Raw genomic sequence first — 17,291 nt, 5'->3', positions numbered from 1 at the left:
TCTTGAATGCGGGGGTTGGTCACAGGCGTGATCGTTGCGCCACTGTTCATCGCTTGGCAAGAAAAAGGACGCGACCCGCCTTGACCCGGGCGGCGATGCTGCGCAAAACCGCGGCAAAACACATATCCTCCCTCACGCATACTAAGGATTCCGATGGCGATCCAACTGAAGATGCCTGCGCTCTCCCCCACCATGGAGGAGGGCACTCTCGCCAAGTGGCTGGTCAAGAAGGGTGACAGGATCGAACCGGGCGACATCATCGCCGAGATCGAGACCGACAAGGCGACGATGGAATTCGAGGCGATCGATGAAGGCGTCGTCGCCGACATCGCCATCGAGGCCGGCACCGAGAACGTGAAGGTCGGCACCGTCATCGCGACGCTTGCCGAAGATGGCGAAGACGCCGACAGCATCGCCGCCGCACCGGCCGCACAGGTTGCCCCTACCCAATCGACCGCGCCCGAAGCGGCCGCTGCGCCGACGGCTTCCGCCGCCAAGGCAGAGGCTGCACCCGCGGCGTCGCCTATTCCCGCTGCGTCCGGGAGCCGCGTGCTCGCCTCCCCGCTTGCCAAGCGGATTGCCGAAGGGAAGGGGATCGACCTTTCCACCGTGAAGGGCAGCGGACCCAACGGTCGCATCGTCAAGGCGGATGTCGAGGGTGCGAAGCCCGGCGCCGCCGCGCCGACTGCGACGGCGTCCGCGGCATCGGCTCCGTCCCCCGCAGCGTCTTCGGCGCCCGCCACGTCGGATATCCCGCATAGCGCGGAGAAGCTGTCCAACATGCGCAAGACCATCGCGCGGCGGCTTACCGAATCGAAGCAGCAGGTGCCGCACATCTACCTCACCGTGGATGTGCGCCTGGATGCGCTGCTGAAGCTGCGCGCGGAACTGAACGACAGCCTTGCCAAGAGCGGCGTGAAGCTTTCGGTCAACGACCTGCTGATCAAGGCGCTGGCGAAATCGCTGCTCGCGGTGCCAAAGTGCAACGTGCAGTTCGCCGGCGACCAGCTGCTCAGCTTCAGCCGCGCCGATATCTCTGTCGCGGTGTCGATCCCGGCAGGTCTCATCACGCCGATCGTCGTGGATGCCGGTGAGAAGTCGATCTCGAAGATCAGCACCGAGATGAAGGACCTTGCCGCCCGCGCCCGCGACGGCAAGCTGGCCCCGCACGAATTCCAGGGCGGCACCGCCAGCCTGTCCAACATGGGCATGTACGGCATCAAGCAGTTCGAGGCAGTGATCAATCCGCCGCAGGGCATGATCATGGCGATCGGTGCGGGCGAGAAGCGGCCATACGTCGTCGACGACGCGCTGCAGATCGCGACGATCATGTCGGCCACCGGCAGCTTCGACCACCGCGCCATCGACGGGGCCGACGGCGCGCAGCTGATGCAGGTGTTCAAGGACCTGGTCGAGAAGCCGCTGGGGCTGCTCGCCTGATGATAGACGTGGGCGGCCAGCCCGTTATTCGCGTCACCGCCATGCCCGCCGACACGAACCCCTATGGCGGCGTGTTCGGCGGCTGGTTGATGAGCCAGATGGCGCTGGGCGCAGGCTCGCTCGCATCGCGCCATGCGCACGGTACGGCGGTGGTGATCGGCGCGACCGATTTCCGTTTTCCCGGCGCGATGGGGGTGGGCGACGAACTGTCGATCCATGCCGAGATCGCGCGAGAGGGGACGACCTCTCTCAATATAGAGGTTCGCGGCATTGCCCGCGAACGTAACGGTGAGGCGACGAAGGAAGTATGCTCCGGCAGCTTCACCTTCGTGGTCGTTGATGAAACAGGGCGCCCGCGCGCGGTAATCGACCGCCCGGCGCTGAAGACTGGGCAGGAGCTTTAGAAATGTCGGCAAGCTATGACGTGATCGTCCTCGGTTCCGGCCCCGGCGGCTATGTCGCGGCGATCCGCGCCGCGCAGCTCGGCCTCAAGACCGCGATCGTCGAACGCGAACTGCTCGGCGGCATCTGCCTCAACTGGGGCTGCATCCCGACCAAGGCGCTGCTGCGTTCGGCCGAGATCAAGCATTTCATGGAGCATGCCTCGTCCTACGGCCTCAAGGTCGCCGGTGCGATCGAGGCGGACCTCGACGCCATCGTCAAGCGGAGCCGGGGCGTTGCCTCGCAGCTGAACAAGGGCGTCACCCACCTGATGAAGAAGAACAAGATCACGGTGCACATGGGTGAGGGGACGCTGAAGTCCGCCACCAGCATCGAGGTCAAGGGCAAGGACGGGGCGGAAACGATCAGCGCCAAACACGTGATCGTCGCGACCGGCGCGCGGGCTCGCGAGCTGCCCTTTGCGAAGGCGGACGGCGAGCGGATCTGGACCTATCGCCACGCGATGACGCCCAAGGAAATGCCGAGCAAGCTGCTGGTCATGGGATCGGGCGCGATCGGCATCGAGTTTGCCAGCTTCTACAACGACATGGGCGTCGACGTCACCGTGGTCGAGATGCTGGACCGGATCGTGCCGGTCGAGGACAAGGACGTGTCCGCCTTCCTCGAAAAGGCGCTGACCAAGCAGGGCATGACCATCTTGACCGGCGCCGGGGTCGAGGCGATCGAGACTTCGGGCGGCGGCGTGAAGGCCAAGATCAAGGGCAAGGACGGCAAGGTCGCGGACCACGAGTTCAGCCACGTCATCTCTGCCGTGGGCATCGTGCCCAATACCGAGAACATCGGGCTTGAAGCGGTCGGCGCGAAGATGGAGCGCGGCTTCATCCAGATCGACGACCTTGGCCGCACCGGCGTCGCGGGGCTTTGGGCCATCGGCGACTGCACCCCCGGCCCCTGGCTGGCCCACAAGGCGAGCCACGAAGGCGTGACCGCTGCCGAAGCCATCGCGAGGGAACTGGGCAACAAGGATGTCCATCCGCACGGGCTGGACCGCAACAACATTCCCGGCTGCACGTATTGCCATCCGCAGATCGCCAGCGTCGGCATGACCGAGGAAAGGGCCAAGGAAGCCGGCTTCGAGGTCAAGGCCGGCACCTTCCCCTTCATCGGCAACGGCAAGGCGATCGCTCTTGGCGAACCGGAAGGCTTCGTGAAGACGGTGTTCGATGCCAAGACCGGCGAACTGCTGGGCGCCCACATGATCGGCGCGGAAGTGACCGAGATGATCCAAGGCTACGTCGTCGGCAAGACGCTGGAGACGACCGAGGCCGAACTGATGCAGACCGTGTTCCCGCACCCGACCATCAGCGAATCTATGCACGAGGCGGTGCTGGCCTCCTACGGTCGGGCAATCCATATCTGACATCCGGAATGCGACCCGGCGCAGCGCCGTGGCAGTTCGTCGCTGCGCCGGGAACAACGGCCATGTTTCTGAATTTCCCCGTCAAAACCAGACGTGGAGCAGGATCATGGAGTTCGAGATTTCCGATCACGAAACGCTTCCCAGCCATGAAGCGCGTGTGGTCCCGCGACAGATCGACCGGGCGGCAATGCCGCGGCAGATGGCCGATGATGCAACGCCCGACCCGACGATCGGCTTGCGTGAGCCGGTCCGTCAACTGACCCAGCAGGGCTGATCTTGCCACCCGGATCCCGCGGCGTCTAATGGGCGCCGATGGGAGAACACGATACATCTGCGCTGCCCGAAGCGCGACCGCATAGCTTCGCTGACGATGTCTACGGCCTCGCCACCGGCTCACTGCTGATGGCGATCGGCCTGACGCTGATGAAGGCCGCCGGGATCGTGACCGCGGGCATGGGCGGAGTGGCGCTGCTCCTTTCATACCTCTTCCCTGTTACCGTGGACGTCGCCTTCTGGCTGCTCAACCTGCCGTTCTTCGTCCTGGCGTGGAGCGCGCTGGGCCGCGCTTATTTCGTCAAGTCAGTCGCCGCGGTTGCTCTTGTGTCGATCTGGCTCGCCGTCACGCGGCTCTGCGTCAGCATCGACAGCATCGAACCGGCGTTTGCTGCCGTGGCCGGCGGCACGGCGTCGGGCGCCGGCATTCTCGCCATGCTTCGCCACCGCACGGGCGTGGGAGGCGTGACGATCCTGTCGATGTGGCTGCAGAAGAAGAGGGGATGGAGCGTGGGCTGGATGAGCTTCGCGCTGGATGCAGCGATCATCATCGCCGCGATTATCGCCATCCCGTCGGAAAAGGCGATCTACTCGATACTGAGCGTGGCGGCGGTCAGCGGCATCCTGATCGCGTGGCACAAGCCGGGGCGTTACACCGGCTACTGACCGCCGCCTCTAAACCTTCAGCGCGCCTCCTCGACCCGGCGACTGATCGCAGGGGCGCGGGTTTCGTCCGGATGGACGTCGATCACCAATCCGGTTGTCTTGACCGGGGCAGTATCGCTTATGGCCGACCCGTGGGCTGACGGGGCTAAGTCGGCGACAAGGCGCTCGAACAGCGCTTCGAAGTGCATCATCGCCTGCCTGAGGTCTTCGGTCGACGCATCGCCGCGCGAATGACGCTCGGTGATTTCATGGCCCGCCAGATAATGCCGCGCGACATCGCCATGCTCCACGGTCAGATCTTCGTGCCGGCGATCGAAGTCGGCCATGGGATAACCTTTTGTCTTCATGACCTTGGCGAGGACCCGGTCCGCGCGCAGTACGGCCTCCGGCGGGCTGTCGACGAAAACCGTCTTGGCCTCGGCCCATTCGTGAGCGAAGGCGTCGCGCTCGGTTCCGGTCAGAGGGCGGATTTCAAGGGCGGATACGCGCTTCTCGCGCTCGGCAAGCGCCGCTTCGGCCTTGCCCGTGCTGCCGACGGTCTCGACGGTACGGTCGTATTCGTCGCCGAAGGTCTCGCGCAAGTGAGCGGTCCGCTTGCGGGCGCTGAGATACCAGACCAGCAGAACCACGATCGCGACGGCCGCCACCGCGACCCAGATAAGGGGATTGACGCCTTCCACGATACGCCTCCTCGTTATGTGTTCCCGCCGTCCTCCTTTTCCAAACCCGGATCGCGGCCCCCTGTTCCTCGTGACCGGATTCGAGACAGCGAGGCGCCGTTAATGGTTAACGAAATTGCACTCTCGGTGCGGCGGCGCACTATGCGAAAGTCTCAGGGCGAAAGTCTCAGGGCGAAGGTCTCAGGGCCCGATGGCCGTTCAGAACGGGAGATGACGATGCAATGGAGAAGCGCCCAGCGCCAGGCAGTGCATGCCGACTGCCGCGTCAGGACCGGGGCCGGTTTGCCTCAGCGCGTAACGCTAGCCGACATGTCGAGCGAGGGCTGTGCCTTGCACTCCTTCCGCTTGCGACTTCGCAGGCAGGAGGCGGTCGAACTCGAACTGCCGGGCGAGCGTCATGTCGTGGCCGAAGTGCGCTGGGTCAGGACGGGCGAAGGCGTTGGTCTGCGCTTTCTGCGTCCGCTGGGAAGCGCTCAGGTCGAAGATGTCGTGCGAGAGGCGCAACGCGCATCCATCATGGGACGGACGCCGCGTTCGCCGATAGTCTTCCGGGACGCTGAACTGCGCCGCGCCTGCTGAGACCGCTGTTGCCTACTTCGCCGGTTCCTGGCCGACTTTCTCGCACTCGCTGACGCAGCGCGATCCGGGCGCGGTGTTGATCCGGCCCGTGGTGCGGATCGAGGCCCCGCTGCCAAGCTGGTACGTGGTCGCGTCGGTGCCTTCCAGGGGATCGACCCCGGCGGGTAGGCTACCCCCGATATGGACCGCGCCATTGGCCCTGCGTTGCACGGGGGCCCGGCGCTGCGCGTTGGTTGCGGCGATGGCGTTGCTGGCGCGATTTACGCTGTTGGTTATGGCATTGCCGAGCGATCGCTGCGCCTTGCCGGTCTGGCTGCTGCCAGACATGATCATCGCGGATTCGGCGGCATCTTGAGCCTGTCCCGAAACGGGAGCGAGGCTGCAAAGGCTCGCCACCGCGATTGCCAGGATGGTCTTGCGCGTCATGTTCGTTCCCCTTCCACGGCCCGGGGAAAGCATGACGCACTTGGGCCCCCGCCGCAAGGCAACCGGCAATCTCCGGCGCTCGCGTAGACTCCGGCATTGGAAGTGGATTGGCGGACAGGGTGGGATTCGAACCCACGGTACGGTTGCCCGCACGGCGGTTTTCAAGACCGCTGCCTTAAACCACTCGGCCACCTGTCCGTGTCGCTGCCGTTAGCGGCTCCGGATCGGTCTGTCACGCGGATGCGTGCATGCGTCGCATCGAAGGATTCACACGGCCTGCTCGATGTGCCATGCTTCGCCGCATGAACCTTTCCTTTCGATTCACCACGATTCTTCAATCACTTGCCCTTGCGGCCGCGACTGTCACCGCCGCGGCACCGGCCCAGGCCCAGGTCTATACCCAGGCGGGTTTCGAAGCCTATCTTCAGACCGTTGCTGCGCGGGCGCGAGCGGAAGGGGTCTCGGAAAGGTCCATTGCTGCCGGTTTGTCCGGGCTGACCATCAACCAGCGCGTCGTCGATCTCGACCGACCGCAAGCCTACGATCCCAATTCGGTTTCACCGCCGTTCGAACCCTATCGCCGCCAGCACGTCGATACGGCGCGGATCAACGGCGGGCGCAACGCCTATGCGGCAAGCGCTTCGCTGCTTCCCGCGATAGAGGCCAGGTACGGCGTTCCGGGCCAGATTCTGATCGCGATCTGGGGGCATGAAACCAATTACGGGTCGTTCAAGGGCGACTTCGACACCATCCGTTCGCTGGCGACGCTCGCTTACGAAGGACGCCGCCGCGACTTGTTCGAGGACGAACTGGTCGCCACGCTCAAGATGCTGGACCGGGGCATTTCCCGCTCGCAGTTGAAAGGAAGCTGGGCGGGGGCCATCGGCAATCCGCAATTTCTGCCCTCCGTCTGGCTGCGCGTGGCGCAGGACGGTGACGGCAACGGGACGCGCGACATCTGGAACAGCCGGGCCGATACCCTCGCCTCGATTGCCGCCTATTTCCGCTCCGCCGGATGGCGTCCGGGCGAAAGGTGGGGCGTTCAGGCCTATGTCCCTTCGAGCTTCGACCGGGCGTCGATAAAGACGCAGCTGGCCTCGCCGCGATGCCCGCGCGTCTTTGCGCGGCACAGCCAGTGGCGCACGGTGGGCGAGTGGAAGGCGCTTGGCGTAAGGCCGCAGGGCTTCCTGCCCGACGGCACTACGGCCGTGCTGATGGAGCCGGACGGAGAGGGGAACACCGCCTATCTGCTGACGGGCAATTACCGGGTGATACTCGATTACAACTGTTCCAACTATTACGCCCTTTCGGTAGGGCTCTTGGCAGACCAAATCCGGCGCTGACCCCATGCGGGCCGGCGCCCAGAGTGGATGCTTGCCCCCGCCGATGATCTTGCCTGCCGACAAGCCGATGTTGCGTACCGTCGTTCGTCCGATCCTCATCGCAGGCGCGATGCTGGCGCTGGTGTCGCCGGTGACGACAGGAGCGCAGGCTGGAGCGCAACGTGGCGCGCCGGTGGTTTCGAGCCGGACGCCGCCGACCCCGCCTTCGCTCGAAGGCGCGCCGCTGGCCTATATGGTCGATCTCGGTTCGGGCCGCGTGCTGTTCAGCCGCGAGGCCGACCGTCGCTTCATGCCCGCCTCGCTTACCAAGCTGATGACGGCCTACACGGCCTTCGAAATGCTGGACGAAGGTACGCTGCAACTGGCCCAGCGGATGCCGGTGAGCGACGCCGCCTTCAAGGAATGGAGCGGCAAGGGCTCGTCGATGTTCGTCGCGCGCGGCACGGCCATTCCGGTCGACACCCTGCTCAAGGGCATCCTGACGGTATCGGCCAACGATGGCTGCGTCGTCCTGGCCGAGGGAGCGGCGGGCAGCGTTCCCAACTGGGTCGACCTGATGAACGCCAAGGCGCGCGAGCTGGGCATGAAGGACAGCCATTTCGGCACCCCGAACGGCTGGCCGGATCAGGGGCGCACCTACACCAGCGCGCGCGACCTTGCCACGCTCGCCCGTGCGATCATCACCCGCCATCCCGGCAAGTACGAACGCTATTTCGGCATCCGCCTGTTCGAATGGAACCGCATTCAGCAGCATAACCGAAATCCGATCCTCGACGCGGTGGAGGGCGCGGACGGGCTGAAGACCGGCTTCACGAACGAGGCGGGTTACGGCTTCGTCGGATCTGCCGAGCGGAACGGCAGGCGTCTTGTCATGGTGATCGGTGGCACCGAAAGCGGACAGGCGCGCAAGGCGATTGCCCGCGACTTCATCAACTGGGGCTTCGACGACTGGCACGCCCGCATGCTTTTCGGCGCGAACCAGCCGGTCGCGAATGTCGAATTGCAGGGTGGGGCGGAGCGCAGCCTCGAAGTCGCCTCCACGCGCCCGATCTTCGTCACCGCGCCGAACGGGCAGGCGGCGGAGGCCAAGGTGGCGGTGCGGTACCTAGGGCCGGCACAGGCGCCGATTGCCAAGGGGCAGAAAGTGGCGTCGCTCACCATCCGCACGCCCGATGGCGTGAAGAGCGAGGTGCCGCTCGTCGCCACGCATGACGTTGCCGTCGCCAACTGGTGGCAGCGGATGCGCAATGGCCTCCTCTCGCTGGTGACATGACCGAGGCCCGGTTCATCACGTTCGAAGGCGGCGAAGGGGCGGGCAAATCGACCCAGGTCCGTTTGTTGGGCGATGCGCTGACGGCGAGGGGCATCTCCCATGTCGTAACTCGCGAACCGGGCGGCACGCCGGGCGCCGAAGCGTTGCGCGGGTTGCTATTGGACCCGGCGCACGACTGGAACGCGCGGGCAGAAGCGCTTCTGTTCGCGGCGGCGCGGGCCGATCATGTCGCCAATCTCATTCGCCCGGCCCTTGCCGAGGGGAAATGGGTGCTGTGTGACCGTTTTGTCGATTCCAGTCGCGCCTATCAGGGCGGGGCGGGGGCTTTGGGCGACGAACAGATCATGGCGCTTCACGCCATTGGTAGCGACGGTTTCCTGCCGCATCGAACGTTCCTGTTCGAACTGGACGCGCACGAGGCCGCGAGCCGCGCCGCCACGCGGGATGCCGGTAACGGCGACCGCATCGGCGGACGCGACGCGGCCTATCACGCCGAGGTTGCGCGGCGCTTTCGCGAACTGGCGGAGGCCGAGCCCAAACGGTTCGTGCCGATTGCCGCGGCCGGCTCGCCGAACGATGTCCATGGCCGGGTGCTGGCCGCGCTGGCAGACTACCTGCCGTGACCCGTCTTGTCGGCCACGACGAAGTCTGGCGCGAATGGCGGGCTGCGGTCAGCGGCGGGCGAATGCACCATGGCTGGCTGCTGACCGGCGCGCGCGGCCTCGGCAAAGCGGGCTTCGCCCTTGCCGCGGCCGCCGATCTGGTTGCCGAGCCCGGCGTGGCCCAGCCTGCGCCGGAACATCATCCGGACATCCTCCTCCTGCAGCGGCTTCCCGCCACAAGCGAGGACGAAAAGAAGCGCGACGACGGCAAGCCCTTCGCGACCAAGCGCAACATCAGCGTCGATCAGGTTCGCGCCATGCAGCGGCGGCTGACCACGCGGCCGACCCTTGGGTCGCACCGGGTCATCATCTTCGATAGCGCCGACGATCTCGAAAAATCGGCGGTAAACGCCCTCCTCAAGAGCCTGGAGGAACCCCCGGCAGGGACGATATTCCTCCTCGTCTCGCATCGGCCGGGCGGCCTTTTGCCAACGGTGCGTTCGCGTTGTCGCACCTTGCGGTTTGCCCCGCTGGCAGACGACGAGGTGGCGCGCATCGTCGCGGCGGAGCGGGCTGCCGCATCGGGCGACGCGGCGCGGGCGGCCGTGGCGGCGGCACACGGTTCGCCGGGCGCGGCACTCGACTTCATCGATGACGACCTGGCCGTGATCCGCCGAGAGTTGCTTGGCATCGTGGCGGAGGGCGATCCGGACTTTGCGCGGCGCGGCGCGCTGGCGTCGGCCATCGGCGCGCGGCCCGATCGCGACCGGCTCCTGGCCAGCGTCGAACTGGCCCGCGCGATCTGCGCCGAGCGCGCGCCACTGGCGAGCCGTGCGGTCCAGGCCCGGTTGATCGAGGCGCATGCAAGACTGACTCGCTTCGGCGCCGAGATCCCGTTCGCCAACTATGATGCAGGGCTTGCCGTCGTCGAAATTGGCGGGTTGCTGGCCGCCGCCGCCCCTCCTAAGGAGAGCGGGTGAGGGTCCGGTGCGGCCCCTTTTTCGCATATCCGAAGGAAGCAGGGCCTGATGGCCGAACCCTATTACATCACGACCGCGATCCACTATCCCAATGGCAAGCCGCACATCGGCCACGCCTACGAAACGATCGCCGCCGACGTCATCGCCCGCTTTCAACGTGCCCGGGGACGCGAGGTTCGCTTCCAGACCGGCACGGACGAGCATGGCCTGAAAATGGCGCAAAAGGCACGGGATCTCGGCGTCACCCCGCGCGAATTGTGCGATGAAATGTCTGGATATTTCAAGAGCCTGTTCGACACTCTTGACATCTCATACGACAACTTCATCCGTACCACCGAAGACCGGCACCATGCCGCAAGCCAGGCGCTCTGGCAGGCGATGGAAGCAAATGGCGACCTCTATCTTGACCGCTACGAGGGCTGGTATTCGATCCGCGACGAGGCCTATTACGACGAAAGCGAATTGACCGACGGGGAAGGGGGCGAAAAGCTCTCGCCGCAGGGCACGCCGGTCGAATGGACGGTCGAGGAAAGCTGGTTCTTCCGTCTTTCCCATTACGCCGAACCTCTGTTGGCGCTTTATCGTGACAATCCGGACTTCATCCGGCCGGCGAGCCGCCGCAACGAGGTGGTCCGCTTTGTCGAGGGCGGTCTGCGCGACTTGTCGGTTTCGCGCAGCAGTTTCGACTGGGGCGTGCACGTTCCGGGCGCCGACGGCCACGTCATGTATGTCTGGGTCGATGCCCTGACCAACTATCTCACCGGCCTCGGCTATCCGGACGAAACCGACGACTTCACCCGGTTCTGGCCGGCCGACCTTCACCTGATAGGCAAGGACATCGTTCGGTTCCATGCCGTATACTGGCCGGCGTTTCTCATGAGCGCGAAAGTGCCGCTGCCGAGGCAGGTCTTCGGACACGGTTTCCTTCTCAATCGCGGCCAGAAGGAATCGAAATCGCTCGGCAACACGACCGACCCGGTCGACCTTGCCGACAAGTTCGGGGTCGATCCGCTGCGCTATTTCCTGATGCGCGAAATCGCTTTCGGGCAGGACGGTTCCTACTCGCCCGAAGCGATCGTCACGCGCACCAATGCGGAGCTGGCCAACAGCTTCGGCAATCTAGCGCAGCGCAGTTTGTCCATGATTTCCAAGAACCTCGATGGCAAACTTTCCATCACCCCGGAAGCGGACGAAGACTTGGCGTTGCTCGCTGCGGTGGACGAGGGCGTTGCCACGCTGATCGAGCGGTTCGAAGATCTCGATTTCAGCACCGGGCTCGACGCCTGGATGAAGGCGGTGTTCGCCTGCAACCAGTATGTCGACGAAATGGCGCCCTGGGCGCTGCGCAAGAGCGACCCGGACCGCATGACCGGCGTGCTGATGACCCTTTTCAAATGCGTCCGCAAGCTGGCGATCGCGGTTCGGCCGGTCGTGCCCGGATCGGCCGATCGGCTGCTCGACCAGATGGGCGTAGCGGCAGATGCGCGCGATTTCGGTGTGCTGGCTGACAACACATGGTTCGCCGGGCTGGTCGATGCCGGTTTCCAAGTGGACAAGCCGATCGGCGTGTTTCCGCGGCTTGAGCTGCCCGAGGAAGCGACAGCCTGATGTTGATCGATTCCCATTGTCATCTCAATTACAAGGGCTTGGCGGAACGACAGCATGAGATCCTGGCAAATGCCCGGGCGAGGGGGGTGAGGGGGTTTCTCAACATCTCCACGCGGCGTTCGGAGTGGGCCGAGGTCGTCGGCCTGGCCGAGCGGGAACCGGATGTCTGGGCCAGTGTCGGTATCCACCCGCACGAGGCGGAGCAGCATGCGGACCTCGGTCGCGATGCCCTGCTGGAGGCGGCTGCAAGTCCGCGGGTCATCGGGATCGGCGAAACGGGGCTCGATTACTTCTACGAACATTCCGACCGGATCGTGCAGCAAGCGCTTTTTCGCGTTCACATCGGCGTTGCCCGCGAGACCGGCCTGCCGCTGATCATTCACAGCCGCGATGCCGAGGACGACACGCTTGCGATCCTGCGCGAGGAAATGGAGGACGGGCCCTTCCCGGCGCTGATCCACTGCTTCACCGCTTCGCGCGCGTTCGCGGACGCGGTTCTCGATCTGGGCCTGACGATCTCGCTCTCGGGCATCGTCACGTTCAAGAACGCCGCGGATTTGCAGGAAACGGCCCTGATAGTGCCCGACGAGCGTCTTCTGGTCGAAACCGATGCGCCGTTCCTTGCTCCCGTGCCGCATCGAGGCAAGACCTGCGAGCCGGCGTTCGTCGCTGACACTTTGGAATTCGTGGCGAGGCTGCGCCAGACCACGCCGGATGCGCTTGCCGCCACGACCGGGCGAAATTTCGCGGCGCTTTTCAGCAAGGCGGCGCTGTGAAGCTGCTGGTGCTGGGATCGGGCACCTCGACCGGGGTGCCGCGGATCGGCAACGACTGGGGCGCCTGCGATCCGGATAATCCGCGCAACCGGCGAACGCGCGTGTCGATCATCGTCGAATCGGACAGCGGGCAGCGGATCCTGATCGATACCTCGACCGACCTGCGACACCAGTTGCTGGCCAACGACATCCCTTCGGTCGACGCGGTATTCTGGACCCACGACCATGCCGACCACTGCCATGGCATCGATGACCTCCGGGTCATGCGGTATGGTCGAGAGGGACCGATCCCCGGCTATGCGGCAGAGGAGACGGTGCGGCGCTTGCGCCAGCGGTTCGGATACGTCTTTGCCGGCCAGCACGGCTATCCCACCATCGTTTCCCTCGAAACGCTGGACCGGCTGCGCCTGATCGGCGGCATGTCGGTGGATTGGTGCCTGATGCCGCACGGGCCAGCGCGATCGACGGCGTTCCGCTTTTCCGGAGGGCGGCAGTCGATCGGTTACGCCACCGATTTCAGTGAGATAACGGACGATCTTGTCGATGTGATGGAGGATGTCGACCTGCTGGTGGTCGATTGCCTGCGCCGCGAGCCTCATCCGACGCACGCGCATCTCGCAATGGCGCTGGACTTGGCAGATCGGTGCGGTGCGCGCCGGGTGGTGCTGACGCATCTCGACAAGAGCCTCGATTACGCGACGCTGGATGCCGAAACGCCGGAACACGTCGAGCCTGCTTATGACGGGTTGGAGATCCAACTGTGAGCGCCGATGCTGTCGTCTCGATCGTGGCCATGATGGCGTGGCTGATTCTTGCGATCGCTGGCTACCGGGCGGAAGACGTGAGCCGAGGCAAGATGTTGCGCCAAGCCACGATCTGGACGGGGATCTTCGGGGCGGCGGCCTTGGCTTTCCGGTGGCTTGGCCTCTGATTGGCTCCGGCTTTATATTTTACATAATATATATTATCATTTTAGGAATAGTGCGATTGGGGAACCGACCGGCTTGCGAGCCCGTCCGCTCCCCTTTCCGTCAGTCGCCCTTGAAGGATGGCTTCCGCTTCTCGACAAAAGCCTGCAGCGCCTCGCGATGATCCTGGGTTGCGTGCGCCAGCGGCTGCATCGCCGCGGAAAAGTCCAGAACGCGCTCTAGAGTCATGTCCTGTGCACTCGTCATCAGCTTCTTGGTCATCCGAACCGCCTTTGGCGGATTGGCCGCGATGCGATCGGCGATCTCATTGGCCTTGGCGAGCAGTTCGGCATCCTCGACGACATAGGAAACCAGGCCCCATGCCAGGGCCGTTTCGGCATCGATGGCATCGCCGGTAAAGGCCATCTCCCTCGCACGGCTCTGGCCGATGGCCCGCGGCAACAGCCACGCACCGCCGTCGCCAGGAATCAGACCGACCTTGACGAAGCTTTCGGCAAAGCTCGCACTGCGCCCGGCAACCCGGATGTCGCACATGCAGGCGACATCGCACCCCGCACCGATCGCCGGGCCGTTGACGGCAGCGATGATCGGCACCTCCAGGCGTTCGAACGCGAGCGGAATCCGCTGAATGCCGTTGAGATACCAGAGCCGGTTTTCAGCCGGCGCGGCGTAGACATTGCCGTCCGGCGCGGCCATGGCCTTGAGATTTCCACCCGACGAGAAAGCCTTGCCGGCACCGGTCAGGATCGCGGCGCGCACATCCTTGTCGCGGTTCATCCGGTCGACCGCGGCGACAAGCTCTTCGATGATCTCCGGCTCGGATACCGGGTTGCGCAGTTTGGGCATGTTCAGCGTCAGCGTCACGACATGACCGGACTGTTCGTAAAGGACTGCTGGATTGCCCAACTTGGCCGCTCCCACTTTCGCGTGTTCGAGATGAACCGCCTATTCCGGTCCCGGTTATGCCAGAGCGGGCTTGCTGTCCAACGCCTTTGCGACCCGGCCCATTGCCCCCACGGCACCGAGGGGATAGCCCGGACGGATGAGCGACTCTCTTTCCGCCCCTCCTCGCCCGATCGACCGGCTCCTGTCCATCATGGCTCGCCTGCGCGATCCCGACGGTGGCTGCGAATGGGATCTGGCGCAGACCTTCGCCTCGATCGCACCTTACACGCTGGAGGAAGCGCACGAGGTCGCCGACGCGATTGCGCGCGACGACATGGCGGATTTGCGCGACGAACTCGGCGATCTGTTGCTCCAAGTCGTGTTCCACGCGCGCATGGCCGAAGAGGCGGGGCATTTCGATTTCGCCGATGTCGCTGCCGGCATTGCGGACAAGATGGAACGCCGGCACCCGCACATCTTCGGCGAAGGCGCGGTCAACGAAACCGCAGCGGTTCGCGCCAACTGGGAGAGCATCAAGGCAGCCGAACGCCGCGAGAAGGCGCAGGCCGGCGCACTGGACGGGGTGGCGCTTGGCCTCCCCGCCCTGCTCCGCGCCGAGAAGCTGCAGAAACGGGCCGCGCGCGTCGGGTTCGACTGGCCGGACAGCGGCGGCGCAGGCGACAAGCTGCGCGAGGAAATCGCCGAACTCGAAGCGGCCAGCCACCCCGACCATCGCCACGAGGAAGCGGGTGACATGCTTTTTGCGTTGGTCAACTGGCTGCGCAAGAACGGCATAGACGCCGAAGACGCCCTTCGTGCCGCGAACCGCAAGTTTGAGCGTCGGTTTGCCGGTATGGAAGCGCTTGCCAAGGCCGACGGTGTCGATTTCGCTAGCCTCGAACTTGCCGAGCAGGATGCGATCTGGAATCAGGTTAAACGCGAAGAACGCGCCTCAACCATCTGACAGGCTGAGAAATTTTCCGTATTCGCGCGGGTCGAGCCGGACTTCGATTTCCAGTTGCGGCGAGCCGCCCTCGTCTGCGCCCTCCTCTTCGCGCAGCACTTCGCCATGGGCATGCAGCCAGGCGATGCGCTGGCCGTCCGTCGCCGGCAGAACGAAGGTGTGAACCCGCGCCGATGCGGTGAGGATCTCTGCCATTTGGCGTTCCAGTGCGGCCACGCCGAACCCGGTCAGGGCCGAGATCGACACCACCGGAAGGTTCTCGCTGCCGGCAAGGTCCATCAGGTCTTCGCGCCGGTCTTCGGACACCATATCCCACTTGTTCCACGCCTCCACCACCGGAATGGCAAGCGCGCCCTCCTCGCCGGTGTTGACGTCGAGATCGGCCAGAACCTGTTCGACCTCGGCTTTCTGCATGTCGGTCATGGGACTGGAGATGTCGCGAACGTGGACGATCACGTCGGCTCCGGTCACTTCCTCCAGCGTGGCGCGGAAGGCGGCGACCAGCTGGGTCGGCAGGTCGGATATGAAGCCTACGGTGTCGGACAGGATCGCCTTTTCGATACCGGGCAGCGTAATCCCGCGCATCGTCGGGTCCAGCGTGGCGAAAAGCAGGTCTTCGGCCATCACCCCCGCACCGGTGATGCGGTTGAATAGCGTCGATTTGCCCGCGTTGGTATAGCCGACCAGCGCAATCACGGGCCATGGCGCCCTGCCCCGCCGCGCGCGGTGCAGCGCGCGGGTGCGGCGGACCGAGTCGAGCTCGCGCCTGAGGCGGGCCATGCGATCGCGGATCATGCGCCGGTCGGCCTCGATCTGCGTTTCGCCCGGGCCGCCGAGAAATCCGAAGCCGCCGCGCTGGCGTTCGAGGTGGGTCCAGCTGCGCACCAGCCGGCCCGCCTGGTAGTCGAGGTGCGCCAGTTCGACCTGCAAACGCCCTTCCGCCGTGGCGGCGCGCTCGCCGAAGATTTCGAGAATCAGGCCGGTCCGATCGATGACCTTGCGGCCGATCTTCTCTTCGAGGTTGCGCTGCTGGATCGCCGAAAGCGCGCCATCGACGATGACGAGTTCGGCATCCTCCATGTCGCAGGCGGTCTTGATCCGGTCGATCTGACCCGAGCCGAACAGCGTCGCGGCCTTGACCTCGCGGATGGGGATGATGAAGCTGTCGGCGACGACGATACCGATGGCCAGCGCAAGGCCGCAGCCTTCCTCGAGCCGCGCCTCCGGCTCCGCGATATGGGCGGAACGGATATCTGGCATCACCACCACGGCGCGTGCGCCGCGGCTGACCTCTCCGGTAACGTCGTCGTTCAGTTTTCTTCTCTTCTTACTCTTCGTCTTCCCAGTCGCCCGACAGGTCGACGTGGGTCACTGGCTGAACCGTTGACACCGCGTGCTTGTAGGCGAGCTGAACATAACCTTCCCGCTCCAGCAACATGCAGAACAGGTCATAGGCGGCGATGCGCCCCTGAAGCATGACGCCGTTAATCAGGAACATCGTCACCTGCACGCCCGCATCGCGGACGGAGGAGAGGAATACGTCCTGAAGCTGCCGCTTGCCCTTCGCGTCTTCCGCGATCTCGAACTGGTCGGCGTCGACCGGCTGGGTCGGCATGATCGTGCTGATCGCATGCTTGTAGACGAGCTGCGACTGACCGTCGCGGCGCAGGAGGATCGAGAAATTGTCGAACCAGGTGACGATACCCTGCAGCTTCACGCCCTTGACGAGGAACATCGTCACCGGCGTCTTGTTGCGGCGCACATGGTTGAGAAACAGGTCCTGCAGGTTCTTTCCCTTCAGCGCGGGTGTGCTCTTGGCAGCAGGCTTGGTGCGGGTCGTCGCCTTTGCAGGCGCGGGCACATCCGTTGCGGGGATGGTGTCAGATTCCTGATCCGACTTGGATGCCGGAGAGGGCGTTCGGATCGAAAGCGTCTTGCCAGCCATGTTTGGCCTCCATTCTTGTTGGCGGCGGGGTGTTCCCGTCCGCGATCTGGCCCCGGCACAGGCCGGAACCGAAAATCGAGAGCATTCTAGCATCGCTTTA

The 17,291-nt window shown here is 64.8% G+C and carries 20 protein-coding genes and 1 tRNA gene; 15 read left to right on the top strand and 6 right to left on the bottom strand.

Annotated elements, in window-relative coordinates; all coding sequences use genetic code 11:
- Window positions 1-153: 153 nt before the first annotated feature.
- The 5 genes from J2X37_RS12025 to J2X37_RS12005 all read left to right on the top strand — a co-directional run bounded on the left by J2X37_RS12025 (window position 154) and on the right by J2X37_RS12005 (window position 4,201).
- Window positions 154-1,440: a pyruvate dehydrogenase complex dihydrolipoamide acetyltransferase gene (locus J2X37_RS12025; protein ID WP_310021549.1), complete on the top strand. Its 1,287-nt coding sequence runs from the start codon at window positions 154-156 to the stop codon at window positions 1,438-1,440.
- Entirely contained in the window at window positions 1,440-1,844 is a 405-nt protein-coding gene (locus J2X37_RS12020) for a hotdog domain-containing protein (protein ID WP_310021545.1), read from the top strand. The genes J2X37_RS12025 and J2X37_RS12020 overlap by 1 nt, the downstream gene beginning before the upstream one ends.
- Window positions 1,845-1,846: 2 nt before the next feature.
- Window positions 1,847-3,262 carry a dihydrolipoyl dehydrogenase gene (gene lpdA, locus J2X37_RS12015; RefSeq protein ID WP_310021543.1) on the top strand — a complete coding sequence of 472 codons (1,416 nt, stop codon included), beginning with the start codon at window positions 1,847-1,849 and terminating at the stop codon, window positions 3,260-3,262.
- Window positions 3,263-3,368: 106 nt separating this feature from the next.
- A complete protein-coding gene (locus J2X37_RS12010; RefSeq protein WP_310021541.1) occupies window positions 3,369-3,536 on the top strand; it encodes a hypothetical protein in 168 nt (55 codons plus the stop codon).
- Window positions 3,537-3,574: 38 nt separating this feature from the next.
- The gene (locus J2X37_RS12005; RefSeq protein ID WP_310021539.1) at window positions 3,575-4,201 is read left to right on the top strand and encodes a YitT family protein; all 627 of its coding nucleotides are present in this window, start codon (window positions 3,575-3,577) and stop codon (window positions 4,199-4,201) included.
- 17 nt (window positions 4,202-4,218) lie between these two features.
- Here J2X37_RS12005 and J2X37_RS12000 read toward each other — a convergent pair whose 3' ends face one another.
- Window positions 4,219-4,881: a hypothetical protein gene (locus tag J2X37_RS12000; protein WP_310021537.1), complete on the bottom strand. Its 663-nt coding sequence runs from the start codon at window positions 4,879-4,881 to the stop codon at window positions 4,219-4,221.
- Between the two features lie 102 nt (window positions 4,882-4,983).
- Between J2X37_RS12000 and J2X37_RS11995 the strand changes: the two genes are divergently transcribed.
- The gene (locus J2X37_RS11995; protein ID WP_310021535.1) at window positions 4,984-5,460 is read left to right on the top strand and encodes a PilZ domain-containing protein; all 477 of its coding nucleotides are present in this window, start codon (window positions 4,984-4,986) and stop codon (window positions 5,458-5,460) included.
- Between the two features lie 12 nt (window positions 5,461-5,472).
- On the opposite strand, the gene J2X37_RS11990 is transcribed toward J2X37_RS11995, so the two are convergent.
- On the bottom strand, window positions 5,473-5,886 hold the full coding sequence (locus J2X37_RS11990) for a hypothetical protein (RefSeq protein ID WP_310021532.1): 414 nt from the start codon (window positions 5,884-5,886) through the stop codon (window positions 5,473-5,475).
- A 108-nt stretch (window positions 5,887-5,994) separates the two neighbouring features.
- Window positions 5,995-6,084 (bottom strand) — tRNA-Ser (locus tag J2X37_RS11985).
- 104 nt (window positions 6,085-6,188) lie between these two features.
- On the opposite strand from J2X37_RS11985, the gene J2X37_RS11980 reads away from it, so the two are divergent.
- From J2X37_RS11980 to J2X37_RS11945, 8 genes are all read left to right on the top strand, one after another.
- Window positions 6,189-7,229: a lytic murein transglycosylase gene (locus tag J2X37_RS11980; protein ID WP_310021530.1), complete on the top strand. Its 1,041-nt coding sequence runs from the start codon at window positions 6,189-6,191 to the stop codon at window positions 7,227-7,229.
- 67 nt (window positions 7,230-7,296) lie between these two features.
- Window positions 7,297-8,502: a D-alanyl-D-alanine carboxypeptidase family protein gene (locus J2X37_RS11975; protein ID WP_310021528.1), complete on the top strand. Its 1,206-nt coding sequence runs from the start codon at window positions 7,297-7,299 to the stop codon at window positions 8,500-8,502.
- Window positions 8,499-9,125 (top strand): dTMP kinase, encoded by a 627-nt coding sequence (gene tmk, locus J2X37_RS11970; RefSeq protein WP_310021526.1) that lies wholly within the window; start codon window positions 8,499-8,501, stop codon window positions 9,123-9,125. The genes J2X37_RS11975 and tmk overlap by 4 nt, the downstream gene beginning before the upstream one ends.
- The gene (locus J2X37_RS11965; protein WP_310021524.1) at window positions 9,122-10,084 is read left to right on the top strand and encodes a DNA polymerase III subunit delta'; all 963 of its coding nucleotides are present in this window, start codon (window positions 9,122-9,124) and stop codon (window positions 10,082-10,084) included. The genes tmk and J2X37_RS11965 overlap by 4 nt, the downstream gene beginning before the upstream one ends.
- Window positions 10,085-10,132: 48 nt before the next feature.
- On the top strand, window positions 10,133-11,692 hold the full coding sequence (metG, locus tag J2X37_RS11960; protein ID WP_310021522.1) for a methionine--tRNA ligase: 1,560 nt from the start codon (window positions 10,133-10,135) through the stop codon (window positions 11,690-11,692).
- The gene (locus J2X37_RS11955) at window positions 11,692-12,468 is read left to right on the top strand and encodes a TatD family hydrolase (protein WP_310021520.1); all 777 of its coding nucleotides are present in this window, start codon (window positions 11,692-11,694) and stop codon (window positions 12,466-12,468) included. The genes metG and J2X37_RS11955 overlap by 1 nt, the downstream gene beginning before the upstream one ends.
- A complete protein-coding gene (locus tag J2X37_RS11950) occupies window positions 12,465-13,232 on the top strand; it encodes an MBL fold metallo-hydrolase (protein ID WP_310021518.1) in 768 nt (255 codons plus the stop codon). The genes J2X37_RS11955 and J2X37_RS11950 overlap by 4 nt, the downstream gene beginning before the upstream one ends.
- On the top strand, window positions 13,229-13,399 hold the full coding sequence (locus J2X37_RS11945; protein ID WP_310021516.1) for a hypothetical protein: 171 nt from the start codon (window positions 13,229-13,231) through the stop codon (window positions 13,397-13,399). The genes J2X37_RS11950 and J2X37_RS11945 overlap by 4 nt, the downstream gene beginning before the upstream one ends.
- A 100-nt stretch (window positions 13,400-13,499) precedes the next feature.
- Here the strand turns inward: J2X37_RS11945 and J2X37_RS11940 are convergent, their stop codons facing one another.
- Complete coding sequence (locus J2X37_RS11940; protein WP_310021514.1) at window positions 13,500-14,303, bottom strand: crotonase/enoyl-CoA hydratase family protein; 804 nt, start codon at window positions 14,301-14,303, stop codon at window positions 13,500-13,502.
- Between the two features lie 136 nt (window positions 14,304-14,439).
- Between J2X37_RS11940 and mazG the strand changes: the two genes are divergently transcribed.
- Window positions 14,440-15,246 (top strand): nucleoside triphosphate pyrophosphohydrolase, encoded by an 807-nt coding sequence (mazG, locus tag J2X37_RS11935; RefSeq protein ID WP_310021511.1) that lies wholly within the window; start codon window positions 14,440-14,442, stop codon window positions 15,244-15,246.
- On the opposite strand, the gene hflX is transcribed toward mazG, so the two are convergent.
- Window positions 15,235-16,506 (bottom strand): GTPase HflX, encoded by a 1,272-nt coding sequence (gene hflX, locus J2X37_RS11930; protein WP_310021509.1) that lies wholly within the window; start codon window positions 16,504-16,506, stop codon window positions 15,235-15,237. The genes mazG and hflX overlap by 12 nt on opposite strands.
- A 67-nt stretch (window positions 16,507-16,573) precedes the next feature.
- On the bottom strand, window positions 16,574-17,191 hold the full coding sequence (gene hfq / locus J2X37_RS11925; RefSeq protein WP_310021507.1) for an RNA chaperone Hfq: 618 nt from the start codon (window positions 17,189-17,191) through the stop codon (window positions 16,574-16,576).
- Window positions 17,192-17,291 lie beyond the last annotated feature (100 nt).

The organism is Croceicoccus sp. BE223 (genome assembly GCF_031457155.1).
Lineage (GTDB): Bacteria > Pseudomonadota > Alphaproteobacteria > Sphingomonadales > Sphingomonadaceae > Croceicoccus.
The sequence above is the reverse complement of the archived record's forward strand: the minus strand, read 5'-3'. Positions and strand labels throughout refer to the sequence as shown.

Coding starts and splice junctions, on each gene's coding strand:
- J2X37_RS12025 (WP_310021549.1), top strand. CDS start 154: ATGGCGATCCAACTGAAGATGCCTGCGCTCTCCCCCACCATGGAGGAG.
- J2X37_RS12020 (WP_310021545.1), top strand. CDS start 1,440: ATGATAGACGTGGGCGGCCAGCCCGTTATTCGCGTCACCGCCATGCCC.
- lpdA (WP_310021543.1), top strand. CDS start 1,847: ATGTCGGCAAGCTATGACGTGATCGTCCTCGGTTCCGGCCCCGGCGGC.
- J2X37_RS12010 (WP_310021541.1), top strand. CDS start 3,369: ATGGAGTTCGAGATTTCCGATCACGAAACGCTTCCCAGCCATGAAGCG.
- J2X37_RS12005 (WP_310021539.1), top strand. CDS start 3,575: ATGGGAGAACACGATACATCTGCGCTGCCCGAAGCGCGACCGCATAGC.
- J2X37_RS11995 (WP_310021535.1), top strand. CDS start 4,984: ATGGTTAACGAAATTGCACTCTCGGTGCGGCGGCGCACTATGCGAAAG.
- J2X37_RS11990 (WP_310021532.1), bottom strand. CDS start 5,886: ATGACGCGCAAGACCATCCTGGCAATCGCGGTGGCGAGCCTTTGCAGC.
- J2X37_RS11980 (WP_310021530.1), top strand. CDS start 6,189: ATGAACCTTTCCTTTCGATTCACCACGATTCTTCAATCACTTGCCCTT.
- J2X37_RS11975 (WP_310021528.1), top strand. CDS start 7,297: ATGTTGCGTACCGTCGTTCGTCCGATCCTCATCGCAGGCGCGATGCTG.
- tmk (WP_310021526.1), top strand. CDS start 8,499: ATGACCGAGGCCCGGTTCATCACGTTCGAAGGCGGCGAAGGGGCGGGC.
- metG (WP_310021522.1), top strand. CDS start 10,133: ATGGCCGAACCCTATTACATCACGACCGCGATCCACTATCCCAATGGC.
- J2X37_RS11955 (WP_310021520.1), top strand. CDS start 11,692: ATGTTGATCGATTCCCATTGTCATCTCAATTACAAGGGCTTGGCGGAA.
- mazG (WP_310021511.1), top strand. CDS start 14,440: ATGAGCGACTCTCTTTCCGCCCCTCCTCGCCCGATCGACCGGCTCCTG.
- hflX (WP_310021509.1), bottom strand. CDS start 16,506: ATGCCAGATATCCGTTCCGCCCATATCGCGGAGCCGGAGGCGCGGCTC.
- hfq (WP_310021507.1), bottom strand. CDS start 17,191: ATGGCTGGCAAGACGCTTTCGATCCGAACGCCCTCTCCGGCATCCAAG.